The following is a 19,221-nucleotide window of genomic DNA, read 5'->3' on the forward strand; positions in this document are numbered from 1 at the left end:
CCAGTCGCATCCAGCAGGTTGAACTCCGCCATCGTCGTGTACGCGCGTCCCATCACCTCCGACAGCGCCTCCAGCCTCACGTACTGGGTGCCGCCTCCGGATCCCGGCGTGCCGGTCGGCGCTGTCACCTCCTCAGCACCGATCTGCGCGACGTAAGAGGCGACATTCGCCAGCTCGGCTGCCGTCAACGTGACGGCCGTGTGAGCCTGGATAGCCTCGGTCACGCTCGCCGCCGACCCGTCGTGCAGATAGGGTGCTGTGGCCCACACATCGCGAAGCGTCGGCGTGTCGATCCCCGTCAGCGCCCCACCCAAGCGATTGCCACTGGAAGCCTTGAGGGTGCCGATGTCCCTCAGGGTGTTGGCGCCGCTCTCGGTGAATGCCGTTCCCGAATGGCATGCCGAGCACTTGCTCGCGAATACGGTCTGACCTGCCGCCGCAGCCGTGGTGAGACTACCGTCCGCGTTGCGGTTCGGCGTCGGCGCGAACGTATTGAGCGAGGTCACATAGGCTGCCAGCGCATCGAGGTCCGCGCTGACCCCGGCCTTGGCCGCACCCAGCGGCTGCGAGCGCGTGCCGGTATTGAACTGCGCGTCGGTCATCAGCCCAGCACCTTGCGCGAGCGTTCGGATCTGACCTTCGAAGTCCTGGATCTCGTCGAAGTTGCCGCTCCAGTGCTTGAAGCCCTGCCCACCGGCTCGCCCTCGGAGACTGATCGTGTTGCGCAGGCCCTCTCCCAGGCTGCTCAGGTCCCACGTGCGACCGTCCTGCCCACCATCGTTGTGGCACGCAGCGCAACTCATGTAGGCATCGCGAGACAGCCGGGTGTCACGGGCATCGTAGAAGAACTGCTTGCCGGCCAGCACCACGGCCGAGAGCTTCTCGACGGCGACCGCGTCGATCGCTGACGGCGCGAGCACGCTGAATTCGCCATACCGAACCAGCCGCGTCAGATCGAAGACGCCCAACGTCCGGTCCATGAAGTTGTTGACGTACAAGGTCAGTCCGTCGGGCGAGACGACGACCCCATCGGGCGCTCGACCCGCATCGAAGCGGAACAGTTCGACCTCTCGGATCGGATCGACCACCGCGACATGGCGACTGGTCTGCAGCGCCACGAACAGGTACGCCCCGGTGGGATGGAAGACCGCAGCGCTGGCGAGGCTCGAGTTGTCGTGATCGATGCGCGCCGCATAGTCTTCTGTGAACGTCGCCAGATCGATCCTTGACGTGATCGCGCGCACGGTGCTTTCGAAGTTCAGTGCCAGCCCGTCGCGTCGCGTCCCGCGCTTGACGTTGTCCTGCTTCGAGGGAACCCATGCGCTCTTCCCGTCCGGCGCGATGACCGGCGACGCCAGATAGTTCGGAATACCGCGCCCCTGCAGCGTGGTATCCGGCTTGTCACTGTGCTGCAGAACGACGGTGCGCTCGATCGCCATTGCAGCCGTCACCACCACGACTTCGCCGCCCCGCTTCACGCCGGCCACTTCTGTCTGGACAACGGTGGTTCCCTCGCCAGGCAAAGGCGGAGAAATGAACCTAGAAACGAAGATGCGGTCGCTCGCGGCGGGTATCGAAAGATGGCGCGGGTTGGCGCCCACCGCCACAGAGCCCAGGATGGCTCCCGAGCTGACGTTCAGCTTCAATAACTGCCCGCTGGCTTCCAGCGTGACGTAGGCCGCGCTGCCGTTCGGTGCAAAGGCAATTCCATAGGGCATCGAAGCCCGCGGCAATACGACCGTCTGCACAACGGCCAAGCTACTGGGGCTGATGATGCTGATGCTCGAGCCGTTCTTGTTGGTAACCCACACGCGACCGTCGGGTGCGACGGCGACGGTCCGCGGAGCGGCCCCGACTGCAACTTCAGCCACCTTGTTGTAGGTCACACCATCGAAGACGCTGACGCTGTCGTTGTCTTGGTTGACCAACCAGACCCGCGGATTCTGGCCGGAGCGAACCTCGACGACGAGATTGGTCGACCCGCTCGGACGCGCCGTTCCCGATATCGCGCCATAGATCGCCTGCGTGAAGCTGAGCGTCTTCACGACGCCGGAAGTCGACAGTGCGGTGACCGTCACGGTGTACAGCCCTGGCGTCGTGTAGACGTGCGTGGTCGTGGTCGCTGTGGAATAAGCAGTCTCCGGCGACCCATCGCCGAAATTCCAGCGGTACTGAACCCCGGTTCCCAGGTTCGACGCTACGTTGAACGATGCCGTCCCACCTGCCACGACGGGCGGCGCCAAGACGGGATCGATCACCGGCTGGACCGGGATCACCGTCCAGGCGAACGACGTGCCGTCGCTGGCGCCGTTTCCATCCTGAATAGTGATCGTCGGGTTGTAGTTGCCGGCCGTGCTGACCGTACCGCTGATCACTCCGGTGCTCGCCGATATGCTCAGACCCGTGGGCAGGCCTGTTGCGGAATACGTCAGCGTGTCGCCGTCCGGGTCGTTCGCAGAAACCCCGAGCGAAACGGTCTGTCCCTGCGTGTGCGATTGCGCGCCCGGCGAATTGACCGTCGGCGCTTGGTTCGCCCCGGGCACCGTGAACAGCACGGTCTTCTCCACCGCCCTGGCACCCATGGTGCTGAAGTCTCCAGCGGCGACCGGGACACCCCAGTTGACGCCGTCGGCACTGACATAGAAGCGGAACTGTGCGATCGTGCCGTTGGCGCCCGACTGACGGGGCAGGTACTTGAAGCCGCCGACGTTGCGCACCGCGCCGAGGTTCACGGTGAACGTATGCGGCGGCGCCGGGTTGGCCCCGGACCACTGCGTATGCCAATACGTAGCAGCATTGCCGTCGATCGCATTGGCAGCCGCCGCATTCTCACCCTGAGTTTCCTGGCTGTCCGCGCTCACAGCCCATCCTGCGCGGGATATCGTTGCTCCATTGGTGTCGAGCAGGTTGAACTCGGCCATCGAGGCCCAGGCCCCACCGTTGATCTCGGTCACTTCTTCCAGGCGGACGTATCGCACGGAGATCGGCCCCGACGTACCGCCGACCACATTCCACATGAAATCCGTGCTGGTCTCGCCGGAAGTGGTGGCCGCAAAAATACTGACCTTGTAGTCGCCACCCGCACTCGGTGTGCCGGTGATGCTGCCGGTTGTCGCGTTCATGCTCAGGCCGGGCGGCAGCCCCGTCGCTCTGAACGTGATGCCCAAACCATTCGGCGCCGTCGCGGTCGTGCTCAGCGAAACCGCGACACCCGCCGTTCCTGCTTGTGTGCCCGGTGACTGCAGCTGCGGCGCCGTCCCGGCACCGATACGCACCGTCTTCGCCACCGAGGGAACGCCTTGTCCATCGAGCGCGAAAAGCATGTACTGACCCGGCAGCGCAATCCCGGGATTGGTGGGGACATCGATGCTGTAGCTGTTCGTGCCGGTCGACGCGAAAGTCAGCGGGATGCGCCGTTGATCGTTGTTGACCGTGTGCGTTGTCGAAGACAAGCGGATCAGCACGAAAGACGTCACCGCCGCGCTTGTCGTCACGGCCATCTTCTTGCCGTACTCAACCTGCGCCGGGAAGGTGTTGATGACGGGTCGCGTCGCCGCACTGCCATCCGCGTTCATCAGGTAGTTGGGCGTCAGAATCTGCACGTCCGGGTGGTTTCCCGCGCAACCCTGACCGCACAAGCCCCCACCGGCCGACAGCACCCGACCGTCGTGGAGCAGCAATGCAACGCCGTGGTAGTTCCGCGGCACCGTCATGGCCGGCATGGTCGTGAAGGCTTCCGTGACGGGGTCCCACAGTTCGGGGACCAACACCGAGCGATCGTCGGAGAACGGAACGGGACGGGTCTGCCCGCCGACGATCAGGACCTGTCCGTTTGGCAATACCACGCTGTTGTGGAAGGCTCGCGCATAGCCCATCGGCGCTATCTTTTTCACGCTCAAGCCAGCATTGACGTCGATCACGTACGAACTCGACGTGGCATCGACGTTCTCGTACGCCGGCGCGCCGCCCGTCTTGAGAATCTTGCCGATGTCGTACATCACAGTCGATCCGTTGATCGCGTACGCATCGTCCCCACGTGTCCCGGCCGGAACGCTGAAACCGTTGCCCTGGGTGTTGATCCAGTTCATGTTGGCGCTCGGTCCCGCTTGGAGCACCTGACCTGTCCCGGTCGGTATCAACCACATGTGGTTGTCGCCCCGGAAAATCCCCCCAGGATCGGGCCCCACCATGGGATTCACCGCCACGCCGGTCAGCCTCCGCCAGCCTCCCGCCTCAGTCCATATTTCAGCGTGCTTGTTGCCTTGCCCGCCGTTCCACGAACCACCGAGCGTCAAAATCGAGCCATCCTGCAGAATCGTATTTGCCTGGTAGGCTCTCGGGATATTCATGGCCGCCGCGGCAGTCCACGCACCGTTCGTCGGGTTGTATATGCTGGTGGTACCTGCACTCGACCCGCCGCTGACCAACAATCGCCCGTCCGGCAAATTGGTGGTGCCTGGGCAGAACATATTGTGGTTGGTTTCGTTGATCAACCTTTCGGTTGCCGTGTTCGTCGCTGGATCGAACAGCGTCGAATACGTATTACCGGCAGTGCTTGTGAAGTCGAAACGGCTGTCGGCCGACCACATCAGCACCTTGCCATTCGGTAGGTTCGCTGCGGCCGATGGCACCAAAGTGAGCGCGACAGGCGCCGACCACATCGCCTGAGCCGGCGCGGCGATCGCCGCAATGCTCGCCTTGGCCGATGCTGCCGTCGTCTCGGATGCATCACTACCGCCGCCCCCCCCGCCGCACGCCGATATCAGCAGACAAGTTGCCGCCACAAGCCCCGGACAGGCGCGTCGAATGGCCTCCCAAGCTGATATTTGCGGATTTCTCACTGAATCTCGTTTTCGATAGTGGGGAAAGTCAGAAGCCGATGCGCGTGATTGCGCAGCTTCAAGAAACGCTTCGACAACTGCGCCGCAAGGACGCCGCAAAGCATATTAGGCGGCGATCTGTCTCAGGGCACCCCCGCAGCTAGGGGTAAATGCCGAGCGGTCCCCGCCGAAGTCATGCGCGATGACATCCCCCTCGCCGACTCTCTGCGGCCCCGCCCCGAAGCCATCGAATCTCGCGCGCGACGGTCACACCGATGGCCAGCACCTGCCAATTGGCTTGTCGCGCACGCTCGACTCTCTGCAAGAAACGTAACAGGTCGTCGTGAGGGCCGCTGCCGAGCGTAGCCGCCGCCTCTTCGTTACCCCCCTAAAACCGTAGTTGCCGCTCCCTTACGGAACCTGACCGGTAATCGCTTTGTTACGCCATCACCAGCCTGTTACACGGGCTTAGCTGAGTCTCCCTAGCATCCGGCTCATCGGTTCACGAATACCGACCTGCGTGTGACGGAAATAATCTCCGACCACGCACCGAGTCAAAAGATTGGCAAATAGATAATTCCAATTCGCAAGTATTCCGCCCGTCCCACGACATTCTATTTTTACAGATATAGCTAGGAGTTAGATTAATGCAACAATTTGACGGGGCGCGCCTGAGTATCATTGCGCAATTGATCGCGACTGCATTCGCGGTAGCGGCCTGCGGGGGCGGCAGTGGCGGTAGCGACACCATCGTCGACAGCGGCGCCAGCACCTCCGGAAACTCGGTCACGGCTCCGAGCGACTCGACTGAAACTGAGACGACAAGTAGCGGCTCAGATTCCACGGCGAGCGGCGGCAATGCTCCGACCTCCACCAAGACGACGATCGCAGCCGCGGCTCCGGTTGCTCCGAGTGGCGTCTACAACTTCCTGGCTTATGAAAAGTATGCTTTCACCGTCAGCGGCACGCAACTCGTCCGCTATGGGTCCGGCAGCACCTGGATCGCGAAGACCGTCACCAACGGTGGGCAATGCACCAACCAGTACTTCGGTGTGGATCCCGCCCCAGCCACGTACAAGCGTTGCGAGGTCTTGGTCAGCACGACAGCCGCCGCACCTGCGGGAACCTATACGCATCTTGCGTACGAGAAATACCCGTTCTCCGTCACCGGCACGCAAGTCGTTCGCTTCGGGTCCGGTTCGACCTGGATTTCGCGCTCCGTGACTGGCAGCGGGCAGTGTACGAATCAATTCTTCGGCAAGGATCCTCTGCCTGCCGTCTACAAGCGTTGCGAGTTGCTGGTTCAAGCCTCGTCCGCCCCCGCTCCGGCTCCGAGCCCTGCCCCCGCGCCTGCGCCGGTGGCCGCAGCACCCACGCCGGCTCCCGCCGCTCCGGCCCCAGCACCGACACCGGCCCCTGCGCCCGCCCCCTCGACAGCAACGACGACGGTCGCCCCTGGTGACGTCTTTGCGGAACTCAACGCCAACAATGCGTTCGCTTCTGACAGCGATGGCGCGGGCGTTGAATGCGACGGCAGGAACGCGTCGGTTCGCAGCCTTTCAGAGGCCGGCTTCAGTGGGTCCTACCTCAGCGACGTGCTCGGCTCGACTCGCTTCGGCAAGGCCACCGACCCCGAGAATGCCGGCCGCAAGACCTTGATGGTTCGCCCCAACGTCAACGACGGCCTGACGGCCGGCGCGCCGCGGTGCGAGATCAGCTGGTGGACCACGCAGGCTGGCGCCCTCAAGACGAAGACCGACATCTGGTACGCGTTCGGGCTCTACCTGCCCGACTGGGAGACGACGCCCGAGGAAGGGATCATTTCGCAGTGGCATCAGGCGGGCAATACGGTCAATCCGTTCATGGCCATAGCGATCGCTGGCGACAAGATCAACTTCTACACGCGCTACAACTCGAACACGAATCCGACGCAGGCGGGGAACTCGACTCGCAGTTGGAACACCAGCGGCCTGCCGATCAACAAGTGGACTTACTTCGTGATCAAGGCAAAGATCTCGCCGTTCACCAGTGACGCACCGTACTTCAAGGTGTGGCGCGATGGCACGCAGATCATCGACTACTCGGGGCCCCTGAGCTACAACTCGCCGACCAACCCGCCCTGGGCGAAGTTTGGCCTCTACCCCTGGGGCTACAACACGAGCGGCAACCGCTGGTCGGCCGAGTTCCCCACCAAGACGCTGCTGTTCAGGACCCCGACCTTCGTACATGACCCGAACGGCAAGTACAAAGAAGCCGACATCCGTGCCTACGTGAAGGCACGGTGACACACAGCTCGGACGGGCACTCCTCTGAATGGCAGCTTGCCCATCTGACTGACCTGCCCCGCAAGAAGTAGAACGCTGCGCTGCCTTCGGGAACTTCGATTCGATCGAAGTTCCCGAAGGCAGCGCAGTGGTACGAGAGAAGCGTAAGAATGCAGCGTGCGCAATGGCATGCTGCGTCCGTCGGTCAGTTCATCTAGGTTCGCGAGAACTTTTCATAGATCGCTTCCATCTTCGGTAGCACGACGTCCTTACTGAACTCGGACTCGACCCGCTTGCGGGCCGCTCGGCCCATGCGCGGCAGCAGTTCCCGATCCGCTGCCAAGCGCAGGATCGCATCAAGGATTCCATCGATATCACCCGGCTCGACAAGAAGCCCTTCGACTCCAGAGTCGATCATTTCTGGAATACCGCCAACGCGCGACGCCACGACGGGAATCGACCAGCTCATCGCCTCAAGAATGCTGACGGGCATGCCCTCGTTGCGCGAAGGCAAGACATAAACATCCGCAGACCGCAGAAGCTCCAGCTTTCTTTCGCCGTCGATCCACCCGATAACAGATACCGCTTCAGCAACATCGAGATCCATCGCCATTCGCTTGGCCTTTTCCACTTCTCCGTGGCCGGCGATGGTCAGGCGGACATCGATGCCCGTGCTTCGCGCGCGGGCGATGGCAGGAATGAGCTCGAAAACGCCCTTGTTTGATCCCACGAAGCCCAAGAAGAGCAGATTGAGCGCACGCCCCTCGCGCAGGGGCCGTGTCACCGGCGCGGTTGTCGGCAGCAGCACGTAGTTCGGAATGACGGCAACCTTCGCCGACGGAGCAATCCGCAAGACGAACGTTCGCCACACTTCAGACAAGACGACAACACAGGAGAACTTCGACAGCACCCAGCCGGCGATCCGTTGCCCGACGAGAGGCAAACGATCGATATGCCCGCTGATGTGGCCGCTGTGCAAGTGAAAGATGACCGAATGTCCGAACAGGCGGGCTACCAATCCAAAAATCGACTTTCTCCAGAAGCTGCCCCCCGCGGCAGCATGAATATGAGCGAACAAGACCTGCCCTGACAGATTGAGAAAGAGGAATCTCGTCATGGCCAGCACGATGGCGCCCAGTCGCCGCGCCAGCGACCCTTCCACGTGAGTTGCGATCAGCAGCACGTTCCAGCGCTCGAACAACCCGTCGCGTGCGTACGCTTCGACGACGGCGCGCATGCCCCCGCGCGCTGCGGTGCACAGCATCAGTACCCTCTTGTTCTTGTGCGTCGCTGTCATGAGAACTCAATAGCGAGCGCTGCATCGCATTGGCATGCGACGGTCTCCTCGTAGTGTTCTTATTGCTTCCTACGCGACCAACGAACGTTCCGCCTCGGTGCGTAGCAAACTCTTGTATTGATCGTACACGCGAGCGCCTATAGCGCGGTAGGAGCGATTCTCGAGGACGTATGCCGGCCCCTTGGTTGCATTGCGCAGCGTCTCGTCGGCGTTCGTCCACATCGAAACGATGGCCTCGGCAAATGCCGCTTCGTTCCATGCAACGCATTTTCCGGTGCCACTTTCCGCGATCAACAGACTCTGCTCCGGGTGCTCGTTCGCCAGCACCGGCATGCCCAAGGCCATGTACTCGACGAGCTTGGTGGGCGACGTCGAATTGAGAATGAACATGGGGAAAAACGGCGACGCGCACACGAACGATTCCCTCAGTTTTTCCCACGCCACGGCCCGCGGCAGGAATCCGGTGATCGTGATCGCATCGCTGACGCCGAGGCGATCCGCTTCGTCGAAGATGAGCGAGCGTTCCGCCTGGGATTCCGCGGCGCCGACCAGCAGCAACGCCGCGTCGGGAACGATCTTTCGAACTTCCGCGATCACGCGCACCATGAAGTCGAGCCGACGCCCGGTAGTCAACGTGCCCAGATAGGAGACGACGAGCCGCTCGGATCGAGGACGCAACGACGAATATTCGCCAATGTCTTCCTCTCTGATCTGAACCCCCATAGGGACGCTCGTCATCTTCGACGGCGAGATTCCGTACCGAGCGACATCACGCTTCATCTGCTCGCTTTGAACGAACACGTGGTCGACGAGCTTCAGGCCGGTTCTATAGAGCAACCACTCGCCGAGCCATCCACGAATCTGTAGCGCGCGCTTCTTCAGACCTCGACTTCTGCTGGCCTCCTCCATGCTCGATTCCGGAAACGGAAAGGAAAGCCAATAGCTCTTGATCGACGTCCCGAACAGCGATGCCAGTTGAACCAGCCAAGCTCCGCCGATCTCGTCTCGGCACTGAATGATGTCCCAGGATCGACGCCAGGCGAGCGACAGGAACGCGGCGTACCCCATGATCAGATAAATGCAGTTGATCAATTTGCCCACCAGGCCACCACGGCCATGGTATGGCGTGACCACCACGGCACAGCGCGCCATCCTCACGACTCGCGTGGTCTGAGCGTGGCGCTCACTGCGCATGACGGCGACGCACCGGACCCCGTGCCGAGGCAACTCGGCGCCGAACAATTCCGTCACGTCAGGACGGAAGGAGGGAAATCGTTCGCGAACCAGATACAGAATTCTCATCAGCACGCAAACGCCATTGAGTGAACGAAAAATCAGCTGCAGTTCGGACCCGAAGTACGCTGCTGCGCCGCTTCAGCCTGGGCAGGCATCGTGAACGAGATTGAGAAACCTCGGCTCGATCCCGGTCCACTTGAACTGCTCGCCGCTCAGCACGGCCCGATGCGAAGCCTTCGACAGATCGGATCGTTGCGCCCAGATTCTCTCCAGACATTGCGCCAACGACTTTGGATCGTAATCGAACACAAAGCCGTTGACACCGTCGTCGATGTAGTCGGTGTGCGTTCTGATTCTGCTGGCCAAGACCGGTAGACCGGCGACCAGATACTCGAACAGTTTTGTGGGCGGATTGAATCGCCACCACAGCCTGTCCTCCCAGATGCAGATGCCAAGATCGGCCTGCCTCAGATAGCGGGGAATCTCAGGTCCGGGAACACGACCGACGACCGTCAGCATCTCGTCGCTCAATCCCAACTCCCGCGCCCGGTTCACGCAGTACCGCCGCTGGTCTTCGTCGGCGCCGACCAGAGTGAGTTGGCAGGGCACACCGGCTCGACAGGCGATCGCAAGCCCTTCCAGCATTACATCGCGCCCTCGCTCCCTTGCAACGGTCCCCGTGTAGATGAGATGCAGGCGCGCTCCTGTGCCTCGGGCCTCGCGATCTGAGCCCTGCCCGGAGAAATCGCCGGAGACGCCCATGTAAACCAGTTCGAGGCGCGCTCGGGAGACGCCATGCTGCAAAAGATCCTCGTAATGCGCTTCCCCGATCGGCATGACCAGGCGGCACCGGGCCGCCGCCAGAAAGCTGGCCCGCACGAGCAAGGAGCCCAAAAGCCGCTTCAAGAACTGCGCCCTTGGCTGCCCCCCGAAAAAGTGACTCGGATGCTCGTTCCAGTACAACACGACCGGAGCGCTGGAGATCAACCAAGACGCCAGCGCCAACTGCGAACCAAGCAGGAAAACGAGGTCGGGCTTCTCGCTTCTCACGAGGTGCGCAAGACGCCGGATGAAATCGAACAGCGGCCGCTTTCCGGTACGTTCCGTCGGCAGGATCTTGACGGTCAGGAGGTCGCAGGCGAAATTCTTCTCGAAAGACGCGTCGCGCAAGACGAGGATCACATCGTAGTGCCTTGCCAGCGCTTCTATCCGGTACTTGAAATCCAGGAAACCCGGCTGGTTGTCGTAGAACCAGGTGCCGATAACGACGCGGGGCCGAACACTCATTTATGAACCCTTCGCCAGCACGGATGTGGCCAGCAGTTCCTTGAGCACTTCCAGATCCTTCCGGCGCAGCGCCCGCAGGATCACGAGCCCGGCCGCGTAGACGAAGAACGCTCCGCCGGCCAGGGCGATGCACGCGATGGCCGCCATGTCATGAACCAGGCTCTTGCCGATCACCACCAGCGCGATCGCCAGAACCACGACTCTCAGATCCTTGCTCCAATCCCAGGTCCCAGCGGTCGCCTTGCTGGAACTCCACCGGAGCGCGCACCACAGCATCGGCGAGACGAGCATGGCCACCACGGCGACTCCCAGTCCGCCGCAATACTTGGCCGCGATCCACATGACCGGAAACAGGAACACCGAAATCAATGCGAACCGCCCGAGCAGCAACGGCATCTCGTGCGCGATGCTGCTGGAGATCCAGAGCACGGAGCTGATGGTGCTGGCAGCCAGGCCAAGCAGGATCAAGGCCGCCAACAAGCCGGCATCGGTGTACTTTCCGCCCGTGACGATCGAGACAATCGGGTCGCCGGCGATTGCGAAAACGACCGCCAATCCGATGATCGGATAGGAGCTCACCCGGCGCAGCAGATCCAGTTGGCCGATGATGACCTTCAGATCCTCGCCTTCCGCGAACCGCCGAACCATCACGGGCTCGACCGCCGACTGCAGGATCTGCATCGGCAGGTACTGCTTCAAACGGTCCGCAAGCGTCTGCAGGAAGCCGAAAGTGGCGATCACAGCAGCCTCCGAGTGAACGCCCACGATGACGCGCAGCACGCTGCCCTGCCACGGCAGCCCGAGAATGTAGGATCCGTAGTTGGACAATGCCATCTTGCCCAACGCGCGCCACGATGGCCAACTCGCGCGCTCGCCGCCCCCCTCGGCGATCCGCATCCGGCGAAGCACCGGCAACACGACTGCAAAGCCGACGACGAGCAGCTGCAGGAACTCGATTCCCACCAGAATCAGGAGCACCCAGACCAGCTTGAGTACACCGACGAGCAGCGAGATCGCGCACAGTACGGCGAGCCGGACGATGATGCCCGCGAAAACGATCGCCGCCTGCAGCTGAAACTTCATCAAGCTGCTGGCAGCGTGTCCCACCACTTCCGACAGCCCCACGATGATGGCCAGCGCACAGCTCAACGAGATTGGCAGCCACATCGCTTCTTGCGCCCGCAACGGCACGAGTGCGGTCAATATCGCGATCACAACGACCGGCGCCAAGACCACACGCGGCGCGAAGGCGGCACCGATCAGCTTTCTCGCGAAGACGGCGTCGTTCCGCAGATAGGCCTCTGGTAGGAATCGATACAGGACGCGATCCATCCCGAAGCCCGACACGATGCCGGCGATGGAGATCGCCGAAACAGCGATCAGGTATTGCGCAAATTCCTCGACGGACATCCATCGCACCAGGATCAGTGGAATCGCAATTCCAGACAGCCCGGTGGCGATCCTGATGACAGCGAAACCTTTGAGCGAAGCCATCAGATGAAGAAAATTCCATCAGAGCGGCCCATCGGGCCGAAGCGGAATCGAAGACTCAACTGCCGGCCCTGAGGCGCGATCGGGTCGCACACACATAGCCCACGGCAATGGCCAGCAAGAGTTGAGTGGAAGGATCCTCGAGAAGCGAGGTATTGTAAAAAAGCAGAGTCAAGGCGATCAGAAAATAGACAGAAAGCGCATCGAGGCGCGCTGCCTCGATGGAACTGATACCGGGACTTCTGGCCGCCTTGATGCTCGCGATCAACCCGAAGACCACGATCCCGACGAACGCGAAAAGCCCGATCAGGCCGGCATCCCAGAGCAACATCGCGATTCCGGTCGCCGCGATCTTGAAAGGCACGAAACGAACGGCCACCTCACCCAACCCTCCGGTCGTCGACACTCGTGAAGAGCCGACGCCATAGCCAGCGAGACGACGTGGCGTATCCGTGTAGGCATCGTTCACCCAGAAACCGATCGACGCACCGCGACTGACTTCGCCCGTCTGCGGATCGACGTTGTAGGGATCGAAGAAATAGGCCATGCGCTCGACCATGTCGCCGGATGCTCGGTCCGGCGCCTTCGACCAGTACATCGCGCTGTACGCGACGAACATCCCCATCATCACGACCGAGACTACCGCCACCGTCGCAAACAAGGCCACAGCGCTGCTGAGGATCTTCTTGCGCAGCACGAAGACAACGGTCATCGGAATCCAGAGGAACGCCGCCTTCACTTCCCCGGAGAAAATGATGACCAGGCCGACGCCCCAAAAGAGGAGCAGTCTGGAAAAATTCTTCGAGCCGCGTGCAAAACGGGCCAATTCGTACCCCATCACGAGCAACGCAAAGAGCACGAGCGTCGAGTTCGCACCGCCGGCCTCGATCAAGCCGCCGAAGCTCCCCACAACAGCATCGAAGGCCGTCGTGACATCGGGGCGTGCCGGGACGATGACGAAGTGCTGGTAAAGCACCAGCGGCACTTGGATGAAGAAGACGATCGACAGCAAGCGCCAGAACAGGTCGCGGAACTCGCTCGACCCACCACAGCGCAGGACGATGAGCGCGGCGACCCAGATCGGCAACGCATTCTTCAACCCAACGACGACCTGTGAAATTGGCGGCGTATTGATCGTGATGGCGAAGAGGATCGTGATCATGTATAGGACCACGCACACGATCGCTGGCTCCCTGACGGAGGCAGTCCAGGCATCGGCACCGCCGAGTCGGAACCTGTCGTCGTGCTGCCGAATCCTCAGGGAAACGCGAACCAGCGCCAACGCACACAACAGGTAGGGCAACCAGGCGATCGGCTGAAAACGCAGAAAATACGAAGTCGTCCCCTGGATGAGGAAGGTCACGACCACGATCAGGCTGAAGAACGCGGGAAGTGGGAGGAGCATCATCAGCGCCCCCCCGATCAACCCCGCCAGCATCAGCTGGGAAATCAAGGTCCCGTTGGCTGCCAGCACGCCGCTTGCGACGGCCAACAAGAGCAGCGACGCACTCAACACGAGCACGAGCGATTTGCCCAACTTGCCGGCGGAACTCATGGCGATCATCCGGCTGCGATCTGGAATCAGTAGTCGTTGACGACCACGCCCGCGATCTTGGCGCCGCCCTCCTTCAGCACCTCGACCAATTCTTCCAGATAGTCCATCTTCGATTCGTTCTTGCGCGCCACGACCAGCGCCGCGCCGCACTTCGAGGCGATGACCGCTCCATCCGAGCCGTACACCGCGGCTGGCGTATCGACGAGCACATGATCGAACTTGCTGGTCAACTCCCGCATGAGCAACGCAAACGCGGGCCGCTCGATCAGTTCGAGCGGATTGGGTGGCGTGACGCCGACCGTCATGACGAAGAGACTCGGGATCGTCATGACCTGCTGAATCACCTGTGGCTCGGCCCGCCCCGCCAAGACCCCGGACAAGCCGACCGCATTCTGCAAACCGAATACCGAGTGCAGCCGTGGGTTGCGCAGATCCGCATCGACCAACAGCGTCCGCCCTCCGAGTTGCGCGAGCATGACCGCCAAATTGGCAGCAAAGAACGTCTTTCCATCGCCGTGCTCCGGGCTCACCACAGCCAGCGAGTGCCGCGGCTGATCACCCGAGAACAGGCGCATCATCAACTGGCTGCGAATCCCGCGGAATGATTCAGCTTGATAGGAAAACGGCTGGTGAAGAGCGACCAGTTCGGAACTGATGTTCCGTTGTTCTTCAGGGGCATAGGGATAGTGAAATTGCTGCGACAAGGCGAACAGCACATCGTCTGAACTCGCCAGCCCCAACGCAACAGCAGCATCGCCGAACCGGCCGCCATGCTCGCGCTGGTAGCTCAGGACACGCTCGACTTCGTCCGCAGAAAGATTGCGGAGCTCTCGGATGATGTCTCCAATCAATCTGTCGTGTATCGGTGGCCCCTTCGATTCGACGATCGTCGGCATGGTTGACGGAGATACGCCGTGCTCATGGCGCCTCGAATCTTGAAACTTCGCCATGTCAGTTGCTACCCGCAGAGTTCAGTGCTTTGACGTTCCGCGCGCTGGACAACAACGGCATGCGACTTCTGCCGTGGTCGAGGGCTCTACGATTTGGGGCAGGCAATACCCCCAAAACCGGAAGGCCAATCATTTCAACAATATCTTGATTGATACGGAGTCGACGATCTGCGGATTCCATCGCCATGGCGGCCCCGATGGCCAAGAATGATCCGAAGAAAATGGCCAGAGCGATATTCAACAGCAGTTTCGGCGAGGTAGGCTTCGATGGTGGGACTGCTTCCGACAGCGCAAGGATGTTGCTCTGTGTCGTCTGACTCTCCAGACTGGATTGATTGAGGCGCCCGACCACGGATTCGTAGGCCTTTTGTGCCGCATCGACATCTCTTTGCAAGACGGCACTTTCTTCGCGTTGCGCCTTCAATTTGATGACACGACTCCGCTGCATTTCGAGCGCTGCGCGCAGTTCCGCTTCACGTTGGCGATTGATGGTATTCGCAACGCCGACCCCACCGGTCACCCGCCGTGTCTCGGCATCCAACCTAGCGCGCACCTCATTGATGCTGGCCTTGGCCTCGACCACTTGAGGATGGTTGTCACCCAACCGTGAATTCAGTTCCTTCAGCCTGGCTTCCGCTCGAGACAGATCCGACTTCAACCCCCCAATGACCGGGTTGGTGAGCACCTCCTGGAGACGATCGGCAGAGGTGCTGCCCGCCTGCGTTGACCGGCTGCTGGATTCAGCCGACATTGCCTGCACCATCACCAACTGCGACGACAGTTCGCTCAGACGTGCGTTCTCGATATCGAATCGCTCGTCGTTCGCAGTAATACCCTTTTCCCTCTGAAAGTCAGACAACTTCGCCCGCGATTGATCGAGCGCATCTCGCAATTCCTTAGAGCGAGACTCAAAAAATCCGGTGTAGTTTTTCGCTGGATTCGTCCGCATGTCCAGGGAGGTATCCACATAGGACTTCACGAACGAGTTCGCCATGTCTGCCGCCACCTTCGGATCCGTCGCAGCGTACGACACGTTGATCACGCTGGATTCTCTCGAAGGTGTGACCGTCAAGTTCTTCTGCAGCGCTTCGACCAACCATGAGTCGATCGAACCCTCACCGCCAGACGCCTCTTGCCAATCAGCCCGCAATTGCGGGTTGCTGCTCAGTTGCAGTTCCTTGATGACCCGCTCGGTCACCTTGCTGCTTTTCAGGATGTCTGTTTGAGTGGCCATGTAAGCCACGGGCGGCAGATACTGGTTCATCGCACCACCCACCGGATCGGGGCGAAACTCGACAACCACCGCTGCAGTCGCGACATATTGCTTCGGCAACAAGACGCTGACGACGATCGTCGTCACCAACGTCAGGCCCAAGACCAACATGCAAACCGCCCAGCGCGCGCGCAGCACGCTCAAGAAATGAGCCAGGGTCACGATTTTTCCTTCAGAAGAGACTTTCTTTCACGTAGACAACGTCGCCATCGCGAAGCGCCTCGTCCATCTGCGGCTGCAATATCTGGACTTTCCCGTCGGCTCCACGGCGATGCACGCGCAAGCCCTTTTCCGTACCCCGCAACGTCAGGCCACCGCCGGTGGCCAGCGCTTGCATGACGGTCATGCCACGCTCGAGCCGGAACGCCCCTGCGCGCTGTACTTCACCGTAGATATAGACCGTGGGCGCTCGATCGATCCAGACGACGTCGCCGTTCACGATTTGGATGTCGCCGTTGGCACGGGCCTGTCCGACCGATCGCGCCAGATCGATCTCGGCACGGAATGGCTGCCCCCCCCGTGTTCCGACAACCGTCACGACATCGGCGCCTGTAGGCGCGATACCGCCAGCCACCGCAAGTACGTCGCTGAGCTTCGAATCGGCGACCTCCAGGGGGTATCGCCCCGGCTTGTTGACTTGGCCCAATACCGACACTTGGTTGCCGCGCACTTGCACCACAAGCACAGTCACCTGCGGTTGTTTCACGAAATTGCCGGTCCGCAGTCCCTCGGCGATGCGGTTCTCGATCTGAGTCACGCTCAATCCGCCGGCCTTGACCGATCCCAACAGAGGATAGGAGATCACGCCGGCCTCCGACACCCTGGTCTCGAGCGTGAGATCGGGATTCTGGTAGACCGTCACACGAATGACATCACCGGATCCGAGGACATACTCGTTCCGGACTGGCTGAGTCGCTCCTTGCGCGCTCGCCGTGGACATCACGCTCAGGGCGCCAAGAGCAACGAGCAAGCCAAGGAAACACTGTCGAAACACTCTCATCACTTCAACCCCGATTTCCATTGGTAACCAACAAACTTGCTCTGCATGCAAGGTCACGAACCCCATACACCCTAGATAGATGCGCCGATGCTGGATGGGACGCAACACTACCCGGTGGTCTTGATGCCTCTTGCCGTTCGAACTCAACGTCGCGCGACGCCAAAATCACTGAGACCAAGCAAAATTCTGGGCCAAATCATGCGCGTGTACCCATGCCGGCTGCATTCGCTGTCTCCGACGATTTTGTTCATTTGCCGAGTGCAAGAACCCTCATCGAAAAACTCCAAACGAGTGTACCTGTCGGTCCTGATGGGCTGTCCACCCAATACCGGGGGCCGCCAGATAGACGACAGGGGGCCTGTGAAATCCTCACGATGCTTACCAGTGAGCACCTGCTCCGATCATTCGCACGTCAACAACGAATACCGGCATGCAGGGCTACGACGCCCCCCGCCATGTTGTGGATATCGACGTGGCCGAAGCCGGCTGCGCGCATCAGGCCCTTCAACGTCGCCTGATCGGGGTGCATCCGGATCGACTCGGCGAGGTAGCGGTAGCTGTCCGCGTCGTTTGCGACCCACTTCCCCAGACGCGGCAGCACTTGGAACGAGTACCAGTCGTAGGCCTTCTCCAGCGGTTTGGCCACCTTCGAGAATTCCAGCACCAGCAGGCGCCCGCCCGGCTTGAGCACTCGGGCCATCTCCGCGAGCGCCAGTTCCTTGTGGGTCATGTTGCGCAGACCGAAGGCCACACTGACCACGTCGAAGCTGCCGCTCGCGAAGGGCAGGTGCTCGGCGTCGCAGATCGTGGTCGGCAGGACGATCCCTTCGTCGACCAGCCGGTCGCGGCCGGTGCGCAGCATCGCTTCGTTGATGTCGGTGTGCACGACCACGCCGCGGGAGCCGACGCGCCGCGAGAACGCGCGCGCCAGGTCACCGGTCCCCCCCGCGATGTCGAGCACTCGGTCGCCTTCACGCACATTCGCGACGGCCACGGTGTAGGCCTTCCAGGCCCGGTGCAGGCCCAGCGACATCAGATCGTTCATCACGTCGTACTTCGATGCGACCGCATCGAACACGCCACGCACGCGACCAGCCTTCTCGTTCTCGTCGACGTTCTGAAAGCCGAAGTGCGTGCTGCCCATGAAGTCGCCCTCAGTGATGGTGGCCGCAGGCCGAACCGCCGGCCTCGATCATCGGGGCATCCCGGTCGACGCCGGCGGCAGCGAGCCGTGCCTCATACGCCTGCCAGAGTTGCGCTTGCCGGCTGCCCAGGTGGTAGAGGTAGTCCCAGGCGAAGAGGCCCGAGTTGTGTCCATCCGAGAACGTGGGCTGGACGGCATAGTTGCCGACCGGCTCCAGTTCCACGATGTCGACGTTGCGCTTGCCCGTCTGCAGCACCTCCTGGCCCGGGCCATGGCCCTGGACCTCGGCCGAAGGCGAGTACACGCGCAGCAGTTCGAACGGCAGACGGAACTGGGCGCCGTCGGAGAACGCGATCTCGAGCACCCTCGACTGTTGGTGCACCGTGAGGGCGGTCGGGGTCGGGGTATCGGGGGTGAGGCCAGCCATGTCGTCGTCGTCGCTAGAGTTCCGGCAAAGTTTAGTCCTCGGGCGCGGCCAGCGCGCCCAGAACCGCGGTCATGCGCGCGTCGAGAGCCGCCAGGCTCACCGACAGCCGCTGTTCGGGTGGCGGATCGACGGCCCGCTGCGCAAGCCCCCAGACCGGTTGGGGGAAATGGCTGTCCCAGTCGAAGCGGGCGATGACATGCCAGTGCAGGTGCGGCACGACGTTGCCCAAGCTCGCCAGATTGATCTTGGTCGGCCGCAGCAGATCCCTCAGCACCTGCTCGACGGTCACCACCAGGTCCATGCCGCGCCGGCGCTGGTCGGCGCTCAGGTCACTGAACTCGGCGACGTGATCCTGGCAGATCACCCGGTAGAAGCCGGGAAAGCCCGCGTCGACAACGCGGACCACCCGCCAGACGGGCCCCTCGTGCACCACGATCCCGCCTGGCTGCTCGCACAGCTCGCATCCGGGCCGGCACG

14 protein-coding genes are annotated in these 19,221 nt (G+C 61.7%); 2 read left to right on the forward strand and 12 right to left on the reverse strand.

Features of this window, described 5'->3' with window-relative positions; translation table 11 throughout:
- The coding region (locus ASC67_RS04145; protein WP_056315441.1) for a putative Ig domain-containing protein at positions 1-4,088 on the reverse strand (4,088 nt) is incomplete at its 3' end.
- A 259-nt stretch (positions 4,089-4,347) separates the two neighbouring features.
- Here ASC67_RS04145 and ASC67_RS20945 point away from each other — a divergent pair.
- Entirely contained in the window at positions 4,348-4,668 is a 321-nt protein-coding gene (locus ASC67_RS20945; RefSeq protein WP_056315443.1) for a hypothetical protein, read from the forward strand.
- Positions 4,669-5,467: 799 nt separating this feature from the next.
- Positions 5,468-7,105: a polysaccharide lyase gene (locus ASC67_RS20465; RefSeq protein ID WP_156466652.1), complete on the forward strand. Its 1,638-nt coding sequence runs from the start codon at positions 5,468-5,470 to the stop codon at positions 7,103-7,105.
- A 193-nt stretch (positions 7,106-7,298) separates the two neighbouring features.
- Here the strand turns inward: ASC67_RS20465 and ASC67_RS04160 are convergent, their stop codons facing one another.
- From ASC67_RS04160 to ASC67_RS04210, 11 genes are all read right to left on the reverse strand, one after another.
- Positions 7,299-8,381 carry a glycosyltransferase family 4 protein gene (locus ASC67_RS04160; protein ID WP_056315447.1) on the reverse strand — a complete coding sequence of 361 codons (1,083 nt, stop codon included), beginning with the start codon at positions 8,379-8,381 and terminating at the stop codon, positions 7,299-7,301.
- Between the two features lie 69 nt (positions 8,382-8,450).
- Positions 8,451-9,683, reverse strand: coding sequence for a glycosyltransferase (locus ASC67_RS04165; protein WP_082535813.1), 1,233 nt, complete (start codon positions 9,681-9,683; stop codon positions 8,451-8,453).
- 72 nt (positions 9,684-9,755) lie between these two features.
- On the reverse strand, positions 9,756-10,904 hold the full coding sequence (locus ASC67_RS04170) for a glycosyltransferase family 4 protein (protein WP_056315451.1): 1,149 nt from the start codon (positions 10,902-10,904) through the stop codon (positions 9,756-9,758).
- Positions 10,905-12,398, reverse strand: a complete 1,494-nt coding sequence (locus tag ASC67_RS04175) for a lipopolysaccharide biosynthesis protein (protein WP_056315453.1) — start codon at positions 12,396-12,398, stop codon at positions 10,905-10,907. It lies immediately after the preceding gene.
- A 55-nt stretch (positions 12,399-12,453) separates the two neighbouring features.
- A complete protein-coding gene (locus ASC67_RS04180) occupies positions 12,454-13,950 on the reverse strand; it encodes a hypothetical protein (RefSeq protein ID WP_156466654.1) in 1,497 nt (498 codons plus the stop codon).
- A 26-nt stretch (positions 13,951-13,976) separates the two neighbouring features.
- Entirely contained in the window at positions 13,977-14,846 is an 870-nt protein-coding gene (locus ASC67_RS04185; RefSeq protein ID WP_235566216.1) for a polysaccharide biosynthesis tyrosine autokinase, read from the reverse strand.
- Between the two features lie 55 nt (positions 14,847-14,901).
- Positions 14,902-16,335: a chain length determinant protein EpsF gene (gene epsF, locus ASC67_RS04190; protein WP_056315461.1), complete on the reverse strand. Its 1,434-nt coding sequence runs from the start codon at positions 16,333-16,335 to the stop codon at positions 14,902-14,904.
- Positions 16,336-16,345: 10 nt separating this feature from the next.
- Positions 16,346-17,239: a polysaccharide export protein EpsE gene (gene epsE, locus ASC67_RS04195; RefSeq protein ID WP_235566217.1), complete on the reverse strand. Its 894-nt coding sequence runs from the start codon at positions 17,237-17,239 to the stop codon at positions 16,346-16,348.
- A 346-nt stretch (positions 17,240-17,585) separates the two neighbouring features.
- Positions 17,586-18,317 (reverse strand): bifunctional demethylmenaquinone methyltransferase/2-methoxy-6-polyprenyl-1,4-benzoquinol methylase UbiE, encoded by a 732-nt coding sequence (gene ubiE / locus ASC67_RS04200; RefSeq protein WP_056315466.1) that lies wholly within the window; start codon positions 18,315-18,317, stop codon positions 17,586-17,588.
- A gap of 10 nt (positions 18,318-18,327) precedes the next feature.
- Positions 18,328-18,744 carry a gamma-butyrobetaine hydroxylase-like domain-containing protein gene (locus ASC67_RS04205; protein ID WP_056315468.1) on the reverse strand — a complete coding sequence of 139 codons (417 nt, stop codon included), beginning with the start codon at positions 18,742-18,744 and terminating at the stop codon, positions 18,328-18,330.
- Positions 18,745-18,775: 31 nt separating this feature from the next.
- Positions 18,776-19,177, reverse strand: a complete 402-nt coding sequence (locus tag ASC67_RS04210; protein ID WP_235566218.1) for an HIT family protein — start codon at positions 19,175-19,177, stop codon at positions 18,776-18,778.
- Between the last annotated feature and the right edge of the window lie 44 nt (positions 19,178-19,221).

The organism is Methylibium sp. Root1272 (assembly GCF_001425905.1).
In the GTDB taxonomy this organism is placed as follows: Bacteria; Pseudomonadota; Gammaproteobacteria; order Burkholderiales; family Burkholderiaceae_C; genus Methylibium.

What these genes read in the sequence shown, in the direction of transcription:
- ASC67_RS20945 (WP_056315443.1), top strand. Translation starts at nt 4,348, where the DNA reads ATGGCCGCCGCGGCAGTCCACGCACCGTTCGTCGGGTTGTATATGCTG.
- ASC67_RS20465 (WP_156466652.1), top strand. Translation starts at nt 5,468, where the DNA reads ATGCAACAATTTGACGGGGCGCGCCTGAGTATCATTGCGCAATTGATC.
- ASC67_RS04160 (WP_056315447.1), bottom strand. Translation starts at nt 8,381, where the DNA reads ATGACAGCGACGCACAAGAACAAGAGGGTACTGATGCTGTGCACCGCA.
- ASC67_RS04165 (WP_082535813.1), bottom strand. Translation starts at nt 9,683, where the DNA reads ATGAGAATTCTGTATCTGGTTCGCGAACGATTTCCCTCCTTCCGTCCT.
- ASC67_RS04170 (WP_056315451.1), bottom strand. Translation starts at nt 10,904, where the DNA reads ATGAGTGTTCGGCCCCGCGTCGTTATCGGCACCTGGTTCTACGACAAC.
- ASC67_RS04175 (WP_056315453.1), bottom strand. Translation starts at nt 12,398, where the DNA reads ATGGCTTCGCTCAAAGGTTTCGCTGTCATCAGGATCGCCACCGGGCTG.
- ASC67_RS04180 (WP_156466654.1), bottom strand. Translation starts at nt 13,950, where the DNA reads ATGAGTTCCGCCGGCAAGTTGGGCAAATCGCTCGTGCTCGTGTTGAGT.
- ASC67_RS04185 (WP_235566216.1), bottom strand. Translation starts at nt 14,846, where the DNA reads ATGCCGACGATCGTCGAATCGAAGGGGCCACCGATACACGACAGATTG.
- epsE (WP_235566217.1), bottom strand. Translation starts at nt 17,239, where the DNA reads ATGGGGTTCGTGACCTTGCATGCAGAGCAAGTTTGTTGGTTACCAATG.
- ubiE (WP_056315466.1), bottom strand. Translation starts at nt 18,317, where the DNA reads ATGGGCAGCACGCACTTCGGCTTTCAGAACGTCGACGAGAACGAGAAG.
- ASC67_RS04205 (WP_056315468.1), bottom strand. Translation starts at nt 18,744, where the DNA reads ATGGCTGGCCTCACCCCCGATACCCCGACCCCGACCGCCCTCACGGTG.